Annotated in this window: 14 protein-coding genes; 3 read left to right on the forward strand and 11 right to left on the reverse strand. The window is 39.1% G+C overall.

The window, feature by feature from the left end; all coding sequences use genetic code 11:
- Positions 1–5: 5 nt before the first annotated feature.
- From UCH001_RS03860 to mobB, 3 genes are read right to left on the reverse strand one after another with little or no spacing between them, the layout of a single operon-like run.
- Positions 6–203: a hypothetical protein gene (locus UCH001_RS03860; protein ID WP_067174501.1), complete on the reverse strand. Its 198-nt coding sequence runs from the start codon at positions 201–203 to the stop codon at positions 6–8.
- The gene (locus UCH001_RS03865) at positions 196–1,032 is read right to left on the reverse strand and encodes a class 1 fructose-bisphosphatase (protein WP_067174503.1); all 837 of its coding nucleotides are present in this window, start codon (positions 1,030–1,032) and stop codon (positions 196–198) included. Before UCH001_RS03865 ends, UCH001_RS03860 begins: the two co-directional genes overlap by 8 nt.
- Position 1,033: 1 nt before the next feature.
- Positions 1,034–1,531 carry a molybdopterin-guanine dinucleotide biosynthesis protein B gene (gene mobB, locus UCH001_RS03870; protein ID WP_067174506.1) on the reverse strand — a complete coding sequence of 166 codons (498 nt, stop codon included), beginning with the start codon at positions 1,529–1,531 and terminating at the stop codon, positions 1,034–1,036.
- Between the two features lie 100 nt (positions 1,532–1,631).
- Between mobB and UCH001_RS03875 the strand changes: the two genes are divergently transcribed.
- The gene (locus tag UCH001_RS03875) at positions 1,632–2,108 is read left to right on the forward strand and encodes a hypothetical protein (RefSeq protein ID WP_067174509.1); all 477 of its coding nucleotides are present in this window, start codon (positions 1,632–1,634) and stop codon (positions 2,106–2,108) included.
- On the opposite strand, the gene UCH001_RS03880 is transcribed toward UCH001_RS03875, so the two are convergent.
- From UCH001_RS03880 to UCH001_RS03915, 8 genes are all read right to left on the reverse strand, one after another.
- A complete protein-coding gene (locus UCH001_RS03880) occupies positions 2,050–3,693 on the reverse strand; it encodes a lytic transglycosylase domain-containing protein (RefSeq protein WP_067174512.1) in 1,644 nt (547 codons plus the stop codon). The genes UCH001_RS03875 and UCH001_RS03880 overlap by 59 nt on opposite strands.
- A complete protein-coding gene (locus UCH001_RS03885; protein ID WP_082705655.1) occupies positions 3,683–3,979 on the reverse strand; it encodes a YggT family protein in 297 nt (98 codons plus the stop codon). Before UCH001_RS03885 ends, UCH001_RS03880 begins: the two co-directional genes overlap by 11 nt.
- Positions 3,976–5,151, reverse strand: coding sequence for a glutamate--tRNA ligase family protein (locus UCH001_RS03890; RefSeq protein WP_067174515.1), 1,176 nt, complete (start codon positions 5,149–5,151; stop codon positions 3,976–3,978). Before UCH001_RS03890 ends, UCH001_RS03885 begins: the two co-directional genes overlap by 4 nt.
- Positions 5,144–7,399: a glutamine--tRNA ligase/YqeY domain fusion protein gene (locus tag UCH001_RS03895; protein WP_067174518.1), complete on the reverse strand. Its 2,256-nt coding sequence runs from the start codon at positions 7,397–7,399 to the stop codon at positions 5,144–5,146. The genes UCH001_RS03890 and UCH001_RS03895 overlap by 8 nt, the downstream gene beginning before the upstream one ends.
- Positions 7,400–7,636: 237 nt before the next feature.
- Positions 7,637–8,986: a hypothetical protein gene (locus tag UCH001_RS03900; RefSeq protein ID WP_197651435.1), complete on the reverse strand. Its 1,350-nt coding sequence runs from the start codon at positions 8,984–8,986 to the stop codon at positions 7,637–7,639.
- Between the two features lie 82 nt (positions 8,987–9,068).
- Positions 9,069–10,322, reverse strand: a complete 1,254-nt coding sequence (locus UCH001_RS03905; protein ID WP_067174523.1) for an OprD family outer membrane porin — start codon at positions 10,320–10,322, stop codon at positions 9,069–9,071.
- A 162-nt stretch (positions 10,323–10,484) separates the two neighbouring features.
- The gene (locus tag UCH001_RS03910) at positions 10,485–11,195 is read right to left on the reverse strand and encodes a response regulator transcription factor (RefSeq protein ID WP_067174526.1); all 711 of its coding nucleotides are present in this window, start codon (positions 11,193–11,195) and stop codon (positions 10,485–10,487) included.
- Positions 11,196–11,209: 14 nt separating this feature from the next.
- Positions 11,210–12,646 carry a DASS family sodium-coupled anion symporter gene (locus tag UCH001_RS03915; RefSeq protein WP_067174529.1) on the reverse strand — a complete coding sequence of 479 codons (1,437 nt, stop codon included), beginning with the start codon at positions 12,644–12,646 and terminating at the stop codon, positions 11,210–11,212.
- A gap of 93 nt (positions 12,647–12,739) precedes the next feature.
- On the opposite strand from UCH001_RS03915, the gene UCH001_RS03920 reads away from it, so the two are divergent.
- Positions 12,740–15,163: an ATP-binding protein gene (locus tag UCH001_RS03920; RefSeq protein WP_067174532.1), complete on the forward strand. Its 2,424-nt coding sequence runs from the start codon at positions 12,740–12,742 to the stop codon at positions 15,161–15,163.
- An 87-nt stretch (positions 15,164–15,250) separates the two neighbouring features.
- The gene (locus tag UCH001_RS03925) at positions 15,251–16,171 is read left to right on the forward strand and encodes a cache domain-containing protein (protein ID WP_067174535.1); all 921 of its coding nucleotides are present in this window, start codon (positions 15,251–15,253) and stop codon (positions 16,169–16,171) included.
- The last annotated feature ends 2 nt before the right edge of the window (positions 16,172–16,173 follow it).

A 16,173-nucleotide genomic window follows, 5' to 3' on the forward strand; every position in this document is an offset into this window, starting at 1 on the left:
TATTGTTAAAACTCAAATCCGCCACCTTGTCCTTTAGCCATACTTTCATAAACAGCTTTGACATAGGTTTTACGGGTTTCACACTCAAACATTTTTTCACAATCGCTGCATGTCACAACATTTTTATTCTGCTGGCATGCTTGCAGGAGTACTTTTTTCTCTTGCAGGTCTTGTTCGTAAATATCGTTTACTTCACTACTCATAACACTTCTTAACGCGTTCTATTTCAGCATGTGATCCAAAGAAACATGGTGTAGTATCATGAGGATGTGAAGGAGAGAGGTCAAGTACTCTTCTTTTGCCATCGATTGCTTCGCCACCCGCTTTTTCATAAACGAATGCAAAAGGGAAGACTTCAAAAATCATACGAAGTTTGCCTTTAGGCACATCACTGGTTGCAGGATAAGAGAACAGTCCACCACCTTTGAGAAGGATTTGATGCAAGTCTGGCACCATACCTCCAGAGTAACGTAAACGATACCCATCAGCAAAAATGGCATCAATAAGGGCTTTATGTTTAGGCTCCCAACACATTTGGGTTGAGCCTGGAGCGTTGAGTTTACCTTTTTCTTTCAGTTTAATCTCTTTGATGAAAACAAATTCGTTATTTTTATTGAGGCGGTACATTTTGACATCATCTTCTGCGATGACGAGTTCAACACGAGGACCATAAACAACATAGACGGCTGCTTTAAGATGTTTACCATCGTAACCACCTTCATAGATACCAAAGATAGAACCAACGCTTAAGTTCACATCGATGAGGCTAGAACCGTCTAGCGGGTCATAACCAATGCCATAGATGCCATTGTCATGCAGAGGCGTTTTGTCTTCTTTTTCTTCGCTGACAATTTCTTTGATAGAAAGAACTTTAGCAAACTCTTCTTCGATGATGAGGTCACTTTTGATGTCCAGTTTGAGTTGGGTATCACCCGTAGAGTTGATGTTCTCAGAATAGCCTGTATCATCAAATTCAATCGCTTCACGAATTCGAATAGCAGAACGTTTTATAGCGTCATAAATTTCTTGCATGTTATTTCACTTTCTTAGCATGAGTGTGTATCCAAGCAACGACTTGCTCAGGGTTGTTGAGATCTAAAATCGCAATATGTGAAGGGATGTTATAGTCGCTTACGTTGATGCTGTCATCAATCGCAATTGCGTCAGAACAGTCAAAATAGTCCTCATTGAGTGAATTGCGAAAAATAGCAATACGAGGCAATGGTAATGTTTTGAGTCCCTCTACCAACAAAAAGTCGAAATCACCTAACATTGCGATGATGTCATCCAAACTTTTATGACGTTTGGAAAAAAGTGTCGTTCGCGTAGGCGATGTAACAACTACTTCAGCACCTGTTTGTGCAAACTTCCAGCTGTCTTTGCCCTCAACATCGAAGACAGCTTTATCGCTGGGGTCATTTTTGATAATGGCTAACGCGTACTCTTTTTTAAGAATATTTGCCACTTTGAGGATGAGCGTTGTTTTTCCGCTGTCCGATGGTCCTGTAAATGCAACAGCCAAGGATTTCATTTTTTCCTGCTTTTTATGTTATTATCATAGTAATAATAGCAAAAAAAGATTTAGCTTTTGATGAGTTGATATTTGCAAGAGTTAAGAATGAGGAATGATGATGCGTTTTATGGCAGTGGTTTTAGTAGCGTTTTTAATGAGTGGGTGTGCTTCAAAATTGGCTGATAATATGGATGAAAAAACACTTGACTACAGTATGGCAAACTCGAAAAAAATAGAAATAAAAAATTCTGAAACCTCTAAAACTTTTGTCATTATCACCTATATCAATCCAATCAATCATGAATTAGTGACACAAGAGAGTGAGAAATTTATTGTTGGAACATACAAAGCATCAGGCGATGGCGCGTTCGAAAAAGTAACACTTTCTGGTTTTCAAGTCAATGGTTCCGATGAAAATCTTACCGTCGCTCCTTTAAATAGAGATTATCCATTGCTCAAATTACTTCCAACAACGAATGCATGGACCAACTATGTGTTAGTCCAAGCACCAAAAACAGATGAAATTGAGATGGAAATTAGTTTCGAAAGCGATCAGTCGCAGCGGGTACCAGTAAAATTTCGAAAAGATTTTTAATCGAAACATCTTCTCCTAGAAGATGACGATATACGACATAGTTCGCGAGTACTTTTTTACCGTACTCTCGACTCTCTTCATTGATCATAGTCTCCATACTTAAAAACGGCTCATACCTTCCATCACTAAACGCACCTGCTTGAAGATGTTTCTTCGTAAAGCCCATTCCACCGTTATAGGCATACGCTACAAAGAGCGGGTGGTATAAACTTTTTTCTAAGAAATTGAGATGAATATTGCCAAAGAGATAGGCGATACGTGGATCAAACATAGCGGAGACTGAAAAATCCTCTAGCTTCTCTTTTTTTGCAATATCCCGAGCGACAAATGGCATAAATTGCATCATTCCTAAGGCATACGATGTTGAAACTACAGAGGGGATAAATCGGCTTTCTTGGCGCGCAATGGCTAGCATAAGCGCTTGACGATGAATCGTATAACTACTAATTTCTTCAGGATACGGAATAGGGTAATAATTCTTGCTATAGCGAGTAGCACGCTCCATCAGATAGCTGTAATGTGGCAAAGTATTGGCATATTTAAAACTTTGTGCGAGTGTTTCAACCTCTTCACTATTCATATGATAAACTTTATTCATTACTTTGATCCATGCAAAAGGATCGTTGACATTGAAACTTGGGTGTATACCTTCCAGCACAGGTGAGACGATATTTTTATATGGCAAATCAAGCATCTCATACGCATAAAGAGAATACATATTGATGTCGTTGTCTTGTACGATGCGCTCTAAATAGTGTTTATCTTTTGTGACAAGGTATTGCCAAAAGAGGGCTTTGTCTTTCTCTTCTCCTTTGGTTGAGCGTTCATTCGAGAGTTCAAAAAAGTAAAGGGCGCGTTCTTTTTCTTCGTATTTAAGCGAATTGAGTCCTAAATAAAAGAGGGCTTTGGCATTTACACCCGCTGCAGGAGTTACATATAAGAGTGATTTTTGAACATTATCGAGTTTATCATTTTGCGCAACATTGTAGGCAAATTGATTGAATTTCGCAGAGTGGGAAAGTCTATCCATCTGCTCTTTTGGAATAATATTTTGATTGAAAATGGCAGCTTTATAGGCAGTAATGCTGCCATTAAAGAGGGTTAGAAAGGTGTTTATATCACTACTCAGAGCTGCTTCATAAACATTTTCATTTTCCATCAACGTAATAAGGTTGACAAGCTCTTTATTGTGTTTAAGACGAGGTTTGATGAGCTTGAGTTGACCTTTAGGAAGTGAAGTCACTTTCGCGATATTAATACCCATATTGAGACATTCGTCATCTTCTTTTAGTAAAGCACTTACGTCTAAATCAACACACTTAGAGATTTTTTTATACTCAAGATTGTCCATTTTCTTTGCAAAAAGGTGGAAAAAGCGCATGTTCATGGTATGCACCATCCCAAAGAGCGCTTTAGCTTCTTTGGGAGTGACCGCATCACTTTGTACATATTCGTAGATGTAAAAATCTTTCGCAAGACTGCGTGGTTTATCATTGAAAAATGCAAAATTTACGGGCTCATCAGCAAACAGGTCAATGCAAATACAAAGGCAGAGAAAAAGGCCTATAAAAAATTTATAAAGCATTGGCGAGCGCAAAAAGAAGTTTAACTGCAAAAAGATCAATAAATTGTAATGTTAAAATTACAATCAACGGTGCAAGATCGATCCCACCAATAAGGGTTGGAACAAGCCTTCGAATAAAGGCATAAACTGGGTTCGTTAAGCGAAAGAGAATCTGCACAATAGGGTTGTACGGATCAGGTCGCACAAAGGTAATAAGAGCTGCAATAATCACCACCCAAATATAGATGTTGATTAAGGTATGTAAAATGGTGGCAAATGCTTCAATGAGTGTCGCTAAAACGATCATCTAACAATCTCCTTCAGATAGTTTTTAATCAGTGGATACATAAGAGCCAGTTCAAGACCTTGAACTGACCCGCTTAGCCAAAAATGAAGCGGTTTAAAAAACGCTTCATCATGTAGGTTACTTTTCTCTAGCAAATAGGCTTGAAATTCATCAAACATTTCAAAATAGGGCGCATTGAAAATAAGCTCTTGAAGTAGTTTACTCTCTGCCTCAAAGGTCGCAAGTGGCTCTTTTTTGGCAAAGATAACATCTATTTTTTGTTTGATTTCAAGGGTTGTGCTCACTTCTTTGGTGTAAAGCTTTGCTAGTTTCCCAATGTTTTCACATGCATATCCGATACGTTTTGACAGTTCCATATCAGAGAGCTTTTTGATGTGTTCACGGTTGATGAAACCAAGTTTTTCCATATCAAAATGCACAGAATCTTTGGAAATAGTGGCAATGTCAAACCATGAAAGTGCCTCTTCCAGCGTGAAGATTTCTGTTGGTGTTGGAGTGCTTAAAAGCAGAAGATAATTCGCAATCGCTTCAGGCATATAGCCTTGATCTAAAAGCCACTGAACGCTTTTCTCACTTTCATGTACCGTCGGTAGATGCGTATATGAAATGGCTTGATCATAGCCGATAGCATGGCGGATAAGCTCTTCTTTAGAGCTGTTTTCAAGATATGCTTCATCTTGGATAATGGTAGAAACGCCTTGAAGCATGTCATCAAATGCGCATGCAAAAGTATAGGTTGGGTATTTATTTCGCGCCATAATAACAAAGCTATCACTGATAGGTTCTGTTTTCATGCGAATCACAAAGGGGTTTGGATTGTTCAACACTTCATCAGGACTTAGATGCTCGCATCTGCCATCATATGGAGTTGCTTTTTCATCGGGGCAAAAACAGATAAAGGCTTTTTTTCTATCTAACAATGTTGATGCGAACTGAAGATGGTATTTAAAGTTGTCGCTTTGGTAGTAAAGATGCGAATACGAAATGCCAAAAAGAGCTATTATGTCTAAAAGCTCTTGGTCTTTTCCGTCGATATTATGGGCTTTATCGCCATCTTCAACACGCACGATGAGATGCTTGCCCGTTTGCTTTGCACAGATGTAATTTATCAAAGCAACTCTAAGGTCGCTTAGGTGCAGATCACGCGTAGGGAAGAGGGAAACTCTATACATGCTTGAGTTTCTCCGCTACAAGGTCGTTGACAACACTTGGATTTGCTTTGCCACCACTGCTTTTAAGCACTTGTCCTACAAAGAAGCCAAAAAGATTGGTATTGCCTGCTTTGTATTTTGCGACATTGTCAGGATTTTTTGCGATGACATCATCGATGAGAGGTTTGAGTTTTTCAGGATCGCTGATTTGAACGAGCCCTTTGGCTTCAACAATGGCTTTTGGTTGTTCTCCTGTTTGTGCCATCTCTTCAAAGACTTGTTTGGCGATTTTATTTGAAATAACACCTTCATCGATCATTTTAGCGAGTTCTGCAACTTCTTTTGCGCTGAATGTGAGTTCACTCGTTTGTTTCAGTTCACGTGCGACTTCATTGGCGATAATATTGGCAAGCGTAATAGGGCTTTTAAAGACACTAAGCGCTTCGTTGTAAAAGCGTGAAAGCTCAACATCACGCGCAAGCGTATTGGCAATTTCTGCATTGAGTTTTAACTCTGTTGTGTATGTATTAAAAAGTGCTTGTTCTTCCTCATTCATAGGTGCAACTTCGCCTTCAACGTGAGCAACTTTTTGAGCTTGAGGTTTAGGTGTTGGTTTTTCGGTAGATTCTACTTTTTTTGCCCAAGAGTCTTTCAGACCTACGATTTTGTTAAAGACAGGTTTTACATCCGTATAATCTATTGGGTCTGCATAGAAATAACCTTGTCTCTCAAACTGGAATCTCACATCGGGTTTTTCACTAATGACAGCTGGCTCAACATACGCATTTTTAAGGATGTGCAGAGAATCAGGGTTAAGATCTTCCAACCCTTCAGGCGCATCAACTTTGTAGAGTCTTTCATACAAACGTACTTCAACATTCTTCGCGTGTTTTGCACTCACCCAATGAATCGCGCTTTTTGTTTTGATGCCACTGGTATCCTCGCCACTTTTGGAATTAGGCGCATAGGTTGCTTTGATTTCTACGATCTTTCCGTGAGCATCTTTGATGACCTCTTTAACGCTGATAATATAGGCGTGTTTGAGGCGCACGGGTTGTTCTGGGCTAAGACGGAAATAGTCTGCTGGAGGATTTTCCATAAAGTCATCACGCTCGATGTAAATCTCTTTTGAGAAAGGTAGTTTGCGTGAACCTTCTTTAGGAACATCGTGAGGATAGTACGAAGCATCAATCTCTTCTTCACCTTCGTAATTTTCAATGGTCACTTTAAGTGGGTCTAATACGCACATGACACGAGGAACTTTTTTGTTTAAATCATCTCTAATACAAAATTCAAGTTGCGCGACATCGACCATGGAGTTCGCTTTAGCGATACCGATTTGGTCACAAAAATTGATGATCGATTCTGGTGTATAACCACGTCGTTTATAGCCAGCAATCGTTGGAAGGCGAGGGTCATCCCAGCCATTCACATAGTTGCCATTGACGAGTTCTAAAAGTTTTCGTTTGCTCATGACGGTATAGTTCATGCCCAAACGTGCAAATTCATGTTGATATGGGCGTGGAGGCGTGAGTTCGAGTGCATCGAGTACCCAGTCATAAATGTCACGGTTGTTTTCAAACTCTAAGGTACAGATAGAGTGCGTTACCCCTTCGATGTAGTCTGATAAGCAGTGGGCAAAGTCGTACATTGGGTAGATGCACCATGTGTCGCCTGTTCTAAAATGGTGCGCGTGGCGGATACGGTATAAAAGAGGATCTCTCATTTTCATATTGGCAGCAGCCATATCGATTTTAGCTCTTAAAACATGCTCACCATCTTTAAATTCACCCTTTTTCATGCGCTCCAGTAGGTCTAGATTTTCTTCAATGCTGCGTTCTGCGTATTTACTTCTACGCCCTGGTTCTTTAATGGTTCCACGGTATTCGCGGATTTCTTCTTCGTTCAGGCTATCGACATACGCTTTGCCCATCTTAACGAGCTGTACAGCATAGTCATAAATCTTAGGAAAATAATCTGATGCGAAATAGACGGTGTCCTTCCAATCAAATCCAAGCCATTTTACTGCATCTTTAAGCGCTTCAACGTATTTCATATCTTCTGTTGTCGGGTTTGTGTCATCCATTCTGAGGTTACAATGCCCTTTGTAATCACGGGCAATGCCGAAATTGATACAGATAGACTTAGCATGTCCAATGTGAGGGAATCCATTAGGCTCAGGAGGAAATCTCGTAACGATGTTTTTATATTTTCCAGAGGCTAGGTCCTCTTCAACTTTCGTGCGTAAAAAATCTTTGCTCTCGCTCATTTTCTTCAAACCTTTTGATGTAGAACTCTTATATGTTTGTATTTTACCATTCTCTGTATTAATAAACCCAAAAGTGCTAAAAAAAGAGTGGAAAACACCTTATGATGTTATGAAGTTTTCTTGATAATTTGGATGGATGTATATGCTAAAAATGGTAGATAAAGTTCCATCACATCATCATATCTACGAGAAAATAAAATATGATGATGTGAAAAAGATTGGATAGTTTTATGTAACTTATCTTGCGGGAACTCTTGTTGAAAGTGGTGCTGGTTTGTACTCAGGTAAAATACGACAATCACCTTGTGGTTTCCATTTTGCATCCAGTGTAATACACTTTTGTGCAACGTCTTGAGGTGTTGGTTTTTTCCCACTCTCTACCCATGTAAGAAGGGCATTCATGGCGGCTACATATTGTGCGTCGCTCAGATAACTATGTTCTTTATCGTTGGTATAAAGCTGAACTAAGTTTTTACTGTGTCCTGCTTTTGCAACGGTCTCTTCCCATGCACTTGCGAGCTCAACAAAAGCGATAGAATCATTGACAGCACGCATTGTGATGATTGGAAGTGCGATATTTCCTGTTGGATTGGTATCTTTACCAAAATCAGCAACAGCAGTTGGATCTGCTTTATAGCGAAGCACTTTTTTATTAAGCTCTTCATCATTAGATGAACCAACATACTTCACGTTTTCATTCCCAAATGGGTTACGACCATCTAAACGGTTGAAAACGATGTCTTGGAAGTGTTGTGTTGCCCAAGCAAGATGCCCTTGAATACTTTTTTCAGGGATTTTAATGACATTGACAATGGTTTTAAGGTTTTCTTTCTGTTTCTCTGAGCGTTCCGCTTCTGGTTTATTGAGTCCTAAACATTCATTGACTCTTTGAGTGAGATCTTCTTTACTCATTTTGGCGTCTTTTGAGGCCAACCCTTGCCAGAGAGGGTATTGAATCTCATTGGCGCGCGGATGATTTTCACAAAGAGCTTGCCATACAACTCTTAAATCCAGTCTAAAATCATACGATTTTGTACCGCCTGCAAGAACGCCACTTGTAAGGAGTACAGCATCGATTTGAGGTTGTACTTTTGAAAGAGGGCCACCTACTTCAGCAGCACGCGCAGCGACACCACCGCCCCATGACTGTCCATGTAAAATGACTTTCTTTGTCTTACCTACCAGTTTGGAAGCAATAGGTAAAAGACGTGCGGTATCTTCTGCGGCTGACATAAGGGCTACGCCACCTTGTCTATAAGATGTGACAGCGAGAGCATTACCGCTTCGCACCCAAATGGACCAGCGTTCAAAATCTTCAATAGCACGTTCTGCTTTAGGGTGTTTCCCAAGAGCAGGACCTCCGTGTGAATGAAGCACTAAATTGCCATTCCACTCTTTAGGTTTTGCAACCCAATAATAGGCACCCGCTTCATCTTGTCCTGACCAACATGTTGTTTCTGCAGGAAGATCTTTTACTTCAGCAGGGCATGGTTGTTGTTGAGGTGCAGCAAAAGAAAAAGAGAGTGCAGTGCTTGCTAAAAGACAACTTTTGATTAAAATTGATGATAATTTTGGTTTAGATTTCATAATAGATTGCTCCATATCGTTATACAGGTTAACCCATGAAGCAGCGTTTTACTGCTTCATCGGAACTTACAAAAAGGATGTATTAAAATTTATAGTTGGCTTTAAACCAAAGTTCTTCGCCTTTACCAGTGCCTGCGGATGCTGTTTTTTCTGATTCGTCACCGAGGATGGTATAAATGATATCAGCTTCTAACCCTTTAAGGGCGCCGACGAATTTATAGCTGCCGTAAAGGTCAGTGATCGTTTGGTCATTATTGGCAGGTTTTGATGCGACATCAAGCGCTGTATAGCGAGCACCTGTGGTTAGACCAATTTCTTTAAAGTTATAGTTGGCATCTACAGTATAACCTGTTGTGTCTGAGCTATAAGTTCCAACTCTGACTTGTTTACCTTTGACATAGTTAGGTTGTGCACCACCACCAAGACCTGCTTTAACACCTTTGTTGCCATCATCATCACTGATAGTGGAGTATGCTACATAGGTTTTGAAATCTCCATATCCAAGACTTAATTTAACACCTAACATGGTTGCTTCGTCATAATGCTTCCAGTCAGAATAGAGGTAGTTCATGGCAATGCCATAATCAAAATTGTTGTATTTGTTTGTATATTCTGCTTCAAAGTAGTAGTCTTTATAGCCTTGAATACGGCTGCTTGCACTTGAGCCTTTTGCATCATCATCAAAGGTTAAGTACTGAACTGTTAACTCTACATTAGGAATAGATTTGTTGACAATCATTGCTGTGTAGGCATAATCATGGTCATTGTTAAGTTCATTGAAGTTAGATACATTACCCGCACCATCGGTTCTATCTTGGTATTTTGTAATAGCTCCAACCATAACACTTGTGCTTGGAAGATCAGTATTGGTTACTAATGCACCTTCAAACGATTGTGTAATTGGTCTAGAAGTACTGCTACCAATAAGAGGTGTTTTAATAAATTGACGACCGATTTTAGCGGTTGTTTTGCCTAATGTATAAAGAACATAGGCTTCTGAGAGTTGTGTTCCAGAGCCATAGATATCATCATTTGTTCCGCCTGTTCCAAAAACAGCTTTAGCCGTTGCATCTGCAAATGGTGCTGCACTTGTTTGGGATGTTAAGCCTAAGCTAAGGCCATAAAATGTGCCTGTTTCATAGTGAAGTTGCATACCTGTAATAAAAATGTCAGCACTTGAATTTGCTTTATCTTTATCACGATCAAAATACCAAGCGCGAAGCTCTCCACTAATTTTTCCCTCTTTAAATGCATCAGCGAGTGTATCTGCTGCAAATGAACTGGTTGTAAGACCAGCAACGACGATAGCCGCCAAACTAAGTTTAGCTAGTTTCATACCTTTCTCCTTGTGTGAAATAATTCTCAAGACAGAAGAAGTTTAGGAGAAAAAAGTTTCTGGAAAGTCGCTTTTTGAACCTTTAAAAAAAATGATTGCATAGGTCGGCTTAAAAAGGGGTGCAGTAGTAAAGAAGTCACTCAAAGAAACAAAAAAGAGGTTTTAAGCAAGAAGAATACGATACCCAACCCCTGAGATATTTTCAATAGATTCTTTGCCTATTTTAGAACGGAGTTTATTGACAAGGCTTTTAAAGGCACTTTCACTACCCATGTCTTCATCCCAAAGGCTTTTTTGAAGTTCTTCTTTTGAGGTCATACGACTTTGATTGGAGATGAGATGATCTAATAGTTTGACCTCTTTTGCCGTCAAAGAGTGGATAGTATTATGGTATGTGACACTGCGTTGTTGATAACAATAGATTGCGCCAGAGATAAATTGTACATTGAGCGTTTTATGTTGAATGACTTTACGCGCAGCGTTTTTCAGTGTTTTCTCTAGCATGGTAAAGTCAATAGGCTTGGTGAGATAATCCACCAAAGAGAGTTTAACCGCTTCTAAAAGATACTCTTTATCGGTATAGGCGGTGAGAAGAAAGATTTGAGATTTTTCGTCAAATTGACGTACCCATTTCACAAAATCAATACCACTCATACCAGGAAGATTGATATCGCAGATAATAATGTCAGGATGAAATTCTTCATACGCTTTTATGGCTTCTTCGGCAGATTCAAGGGCTAAGATAGCATCACTAAAGTAATGTAGTACCTTTGTGATGGTCACTCGAATGGAAGCATCATCTTCGATGTAGAGAATATGAAGTGATTTGAGTGTTGTTTGTAGTGAAAAATCATTTTCAACGTGGTACGACATAATTCATCCTTGTTTTAATAAAGTCCAACCATTTTCCACCATGCAAGACCCACTACAGTGAAAATAAGCTGATTGAGTAGGTTAATCATAAAGCCAGCACTTAACCACTCTTGTTTTGTGACATAGCCTGAGTCAAATATGATAACCCCTCTGGCATGGGTATAGGGTGTTAGTGAACCGTATAGACTACTGGAAAAGCCCAAAAGTAGGGCTAATGGATAAATAGGAATACCAAGTTTAATTCCTACTCCCAAAAAGACGACATATAAAGCCGCTACTTGGGCTGTACCACTGGCAAAAAAGTAATGTGTATAGGTATAAATGGCATTGAGAACGACTAAAATAATCACCCAGTGCATAGAGGTCATAATCAGTAAGTGCTCTCCAATGATTGATCCAAACCATTTTGTAAAGCCAAGTTTATGCAAAAATTCTGCCATCATCAGTAGTGCTGAAAGCCAGATGAGGGTGTCCCATGCTGTTTTTTCACTTTTGACATCATCCCAACTTAACACCCCAGTGATAATGAGCGTACTAAGTCCAATAAGTGCCGTTGTTGTGGCATGAATACCAAAGCTTGTTCCAAAAACCCATAAGAATAAAACGCCTATAAAAGTAATGCCCATAATAAGTTCATTTCTAGAAAATGAACCTTTCTTGACAAGCTCTTGTGTCGCAAAATGATGGGCTTCCCGTGTCTCTTCAATTTGTGGTTTCATAATGAAATAAAGCGCAATCGGAATAAAAAAGAAAGAGATGAGAGCGGGAATACTTGCGGCAATAAACCAATTTCCCCAACTTAATTGAACTCCAAAACTACTGGCAAATTTAACAATCAGGGGATTTGCCGCATACGCTGTAATAAAAAGCGTTCCTGTAATATCGTTGATATGACTAATGCACATCATAAGATAGGCACCCATTTTTTTTCGTGTAGGATCATTGGGATAGGATTTGAACGTATGTGAAAGTGCTGTTGCAATAGGATAAATTACACCACCCGAACGAGCCGTACTACTAGGTGTCGCAGGTGCTAAAATGAGGTCTGCCAAAGAGAGCGCATATGCAAGCCCAAGGGTACGTTTACCAAAATAACGAATCATTAAAAGGGCGATGCGCTCACCAAGTCCCGTTTTGATAAAACCTTTTGCCATAAAAAATGCAATGACAATTAACCAAATAAGGTCACTGTTAAAACCACTGAGCGCATCGGTAACCGCTTTTTTGGATGAAATGGCTCCTGCTGCTCCCGTGATAGCAAATAGAGTGATACTTACGATGCCAATAGCACCCATAGGCATCACGTTAAACATAATCGCGGCAATGGTACTAAGGAAGATAATCAGTGTATGCCATGAGTGTAACTCGATGACTTCGGGCCTAATAAACCATGCAATCGATGCAATCAGTGCGATAGTAAAAAAAGGGATGATTTTGACATGATCATGCATCTTTGATCCTCACATATGAAAGAAGGTAGTGTTATTATAAGCAAAAAAAGTCGCTAATAAGCTTTTTTTTGTTTGTATGTTATGATAATTGCCATGAAGCAATTCACCCTTTTTGTTCTCTCATTGGTTTTACTGTCAACTGCGCTGTTTTCAAGTACAGAAACTTTTTTAAACAAAAAAGAGAAAGCCTACATCGATGCGAAACCTGTTTTGAACGTCTATGTCGAACCTGATGTCTATTTTTACAGTTATACGTATGATAATTATTTAAACGGTTATGCCATTCATTATTTGCGTCTTTTGGCAAGAAAACTCGATGTCGATCTTAACTTTGTAACCAACATCTCACGAGAAGAGGCAAAGAAACAACTTGCTTCTGGAATGTTAGATGCCGCACTTTTCCCAAGTTTTGAGCCATTGGACGACACTGCGTTTCAGTTTAGCAAATTTCCCATTGGCGTTTTACAACCTGCTTTGTTGTTGCCAAAGATTTATCAGCTTTCCCCGACATTAGAGTCGATTGAAAAATTGCGTATTGTCATGCTCAAAGAAGATGCGTTTGCTACTACGATCAAAGAGAAAAATCCTGATGCCAGCATTGAAATCGTAAACAGTGTAGAAGAGGCTGTCGTAAAAGTGGCGGAACAAGAGGCAGACCTCGCCATTGGATTACATGAAATTTTTACGGTGCATTTAGAGTCTAAAATGATCTCTTCTTTGCAAAGTATCCCTTTGCATAATAATGCAGATTTTCCGATGGTAAAGATGTATCTCACAACAGCAAAGGAAAATATTGTATTTATCTCCATCTTAAACAAGGCTATGGCAGAGATTGACTACAAAGAGATGGTCTTTGCACGAAATCGTTTTTTTCCTTCTAACTCTTTTCGTCAAACCAACATCAAAGTCCCCCTCAGCCAAGATGAAAAATTCTTTTTGATGGGACAGCATGTTTTACAGTTTTGTGCTATTCCAAACAGCCTTCCATACGGCGATATCGTGCAAAATCGCTATGATGGAATGGGTGCAGATGTAATCGCTCTTTTGGAAAAGAATTTGGATATTCCACTCCAACTTGTGCCTACACGTTCAAAAGAAGAGTCCATTCAAAAGTTACTCAGTCATAAATGCGATTTTATTGCTATGACAAGTGAATCTTTAGATACGGATGCAAAAATAGCCGTTACATCGTCTCTTTTAGATGTGCCTCTTGTAGTGTTAACCACTGATGATAGGGGTTATGTCTCAGACTTTAAAGAGATTGCACAGCGTCCGTTTGCGATACAAAAAGACCATCCAATGATTTCTAATTTACATGCTACATTTCCCTCTTTAACACTAAGCTTAGTGCATACAGAGCTAGAAGGCTTAAAAGGCGTAGAAGAGGGGAAATATTATGGATTTATTACCTCCAATTTTACAGTTTCTCATCTCTTTTCACACCATATCGCCAATAACCTCAAAGTATCTGCACAAATTCCACTTTCTATGCCTATTGGTTTTGCACTTTTATCGGACAATCAGCCTTTGCGTTCTATTTTAGAGCAAACAACGCAGAGTGTCTTAAAAGAAGAAATGCCACGGTTAATCCAGAAGTGGATTCCTGAACGTTCCCCAAAAGGGTTTGATTACAGTGTTGTTTTGCAGCTCGTATTCTTTTTTATTCTTTTCTCTGCCATTGCTTTTGCGCTTTATTTTGAGATGAGGCTAAAAAAGAGCCGCCTAGAAGAGGCTACAAAATCTTTAGATACCCTAAACCACGAATTAGAATCACGTATTAAAAAAGAAGTTGAAATCAGCCGTGAAAAAGATATGGTGATGTATCGCCAAAGTAGGTTCGCAAGTATGGGTGAGATGATAGGCAACATCGCACATCAATGGCGACAACCATTGATGGAATTATCGGCAATTTTGATGGATTTGCAAGCGGCGATTCATTTTAAGGCCAAAGTCACAGAACATGATGTGGTCGATACCATTGTCTCTTCAAACCGAGTCATTCAATTTATGTCTCGAACCATTGATGATTTTAGAAATTTCTTTTCACCGCAAAAAGAGCTAAATGCTTTTTGTATTAATGAAGTGGTGGCTGAAGCGATCAACATTATGAAAGCGACTTTGCATCATCACCGCATTACATTAGAAGTCGTTGAACATCTACCCAATGCTATGGCATATGGGCTCAAAAATGAGTATGCGCAAGTGATCATCAACTTGATTTCAAATGCAAAGGATATTTTAATTGCAAGGGCCATAGCGAAGGGACGTATTGTCATTGAAATCGATCAAAATGTAGAATATTCGAAAGTTTCTGTCATTGATAATGCTGGAGGTATTAAAGATGAAGATTTTTCTCATATTTTTGAACCTTTTTTTACAAAAGAGAAGAGTAATGGTACAGGTATTGGGTTGTTTATGTCTCGAATGATTATTGAAAATAATATGAAGGGTATTATTACGGTTGGAAATGTCGATGATGGTGTGGCGTTTTGTGTAACGGTTCCAAGACCTCGTTAGACATTAAAAAGCAACTTTAACGCAACTTTTTTTAGCTATAGTCATCATGTTATGGTGTGCTAGAAAGCTTTACAGATAAGGATAAGTATGTCATGGACGTTTAACGAACGCGTTGCTATGGTTGCAGGCGTTTTACTCACTTTTTTTTTATTGCTTTTTGGAAGTGTTTCGTACTTTAAAATGAAGTTTTATTTGGAAAAAGAGATTACTGCAAAGCAAATAAGCATTATGAAATCGCTTCAAACAGACATTAATGGATGGATGCAACCGAGCATGCGCCAAGTTCAAGATGTTGCAAAAGAATTAGAAATGCATGCGCCTTTTACGAAAGAGGAGATTGTTCCCATTCTAGCACGTTATAAAAAATCAATTAATGCTGTTCAGGTCTATTTTGGTTTGGAAGATGGCAGAATGATGTATGACACCGGGAAAGAGCTAAACCGCGACTGGTATGACCCTCGTAATAGACCATGGTATGCAGAAGGACTTGAAGCAAATGCAACAGTGATTTCAGAGCCTTTTGTAGGGTTTGCCAGCAACCAACTCACAGTAACCATTATGACTCCAGTATTGGTCAATGGCAAAAAGGAAGGTGTTGTAGCCGCATCGTTTTATGTCAATAAACTCTACCGTAAAATTAAAACTATTGCTATGGACGAGGGGTATGCGTTTATTGTCAATGCCAGTGGAAAGATTATTATTCACCCTGATAAATCGATGATTAATGTTAATTTACAAGACCAAAATTCAGCGTTTAAGAAAATGTACGAGTATATGATAAGTCAAAAAGAGGGTACATACTCCTATGAATTTGATGGTGTAAAAGAGCTGATTGCTTTTGGAGAATTACATAATGGCTGGTTTAGTGTTGTCTCTGTTGATACTGAAAAAGCATATGCGTTTAACCATAGTATGCTAAAGCTTTACTGGATTATGGGTTCACTGATGATAGCTCTAACAGTGATGATTTTAGTGCGTATGAGTCGTAAAAGTAATGAAAGCGTATAAGT

It is taken from the genome of Sulfurospirillum sp. UCH001, from assembly GCF_001548035.1.
Lineage (GTDB): Bacteria > Campylobacterota > Campylobacteria > Campylobacterales > Sulfurospirillaceae > Sulfurospirillum.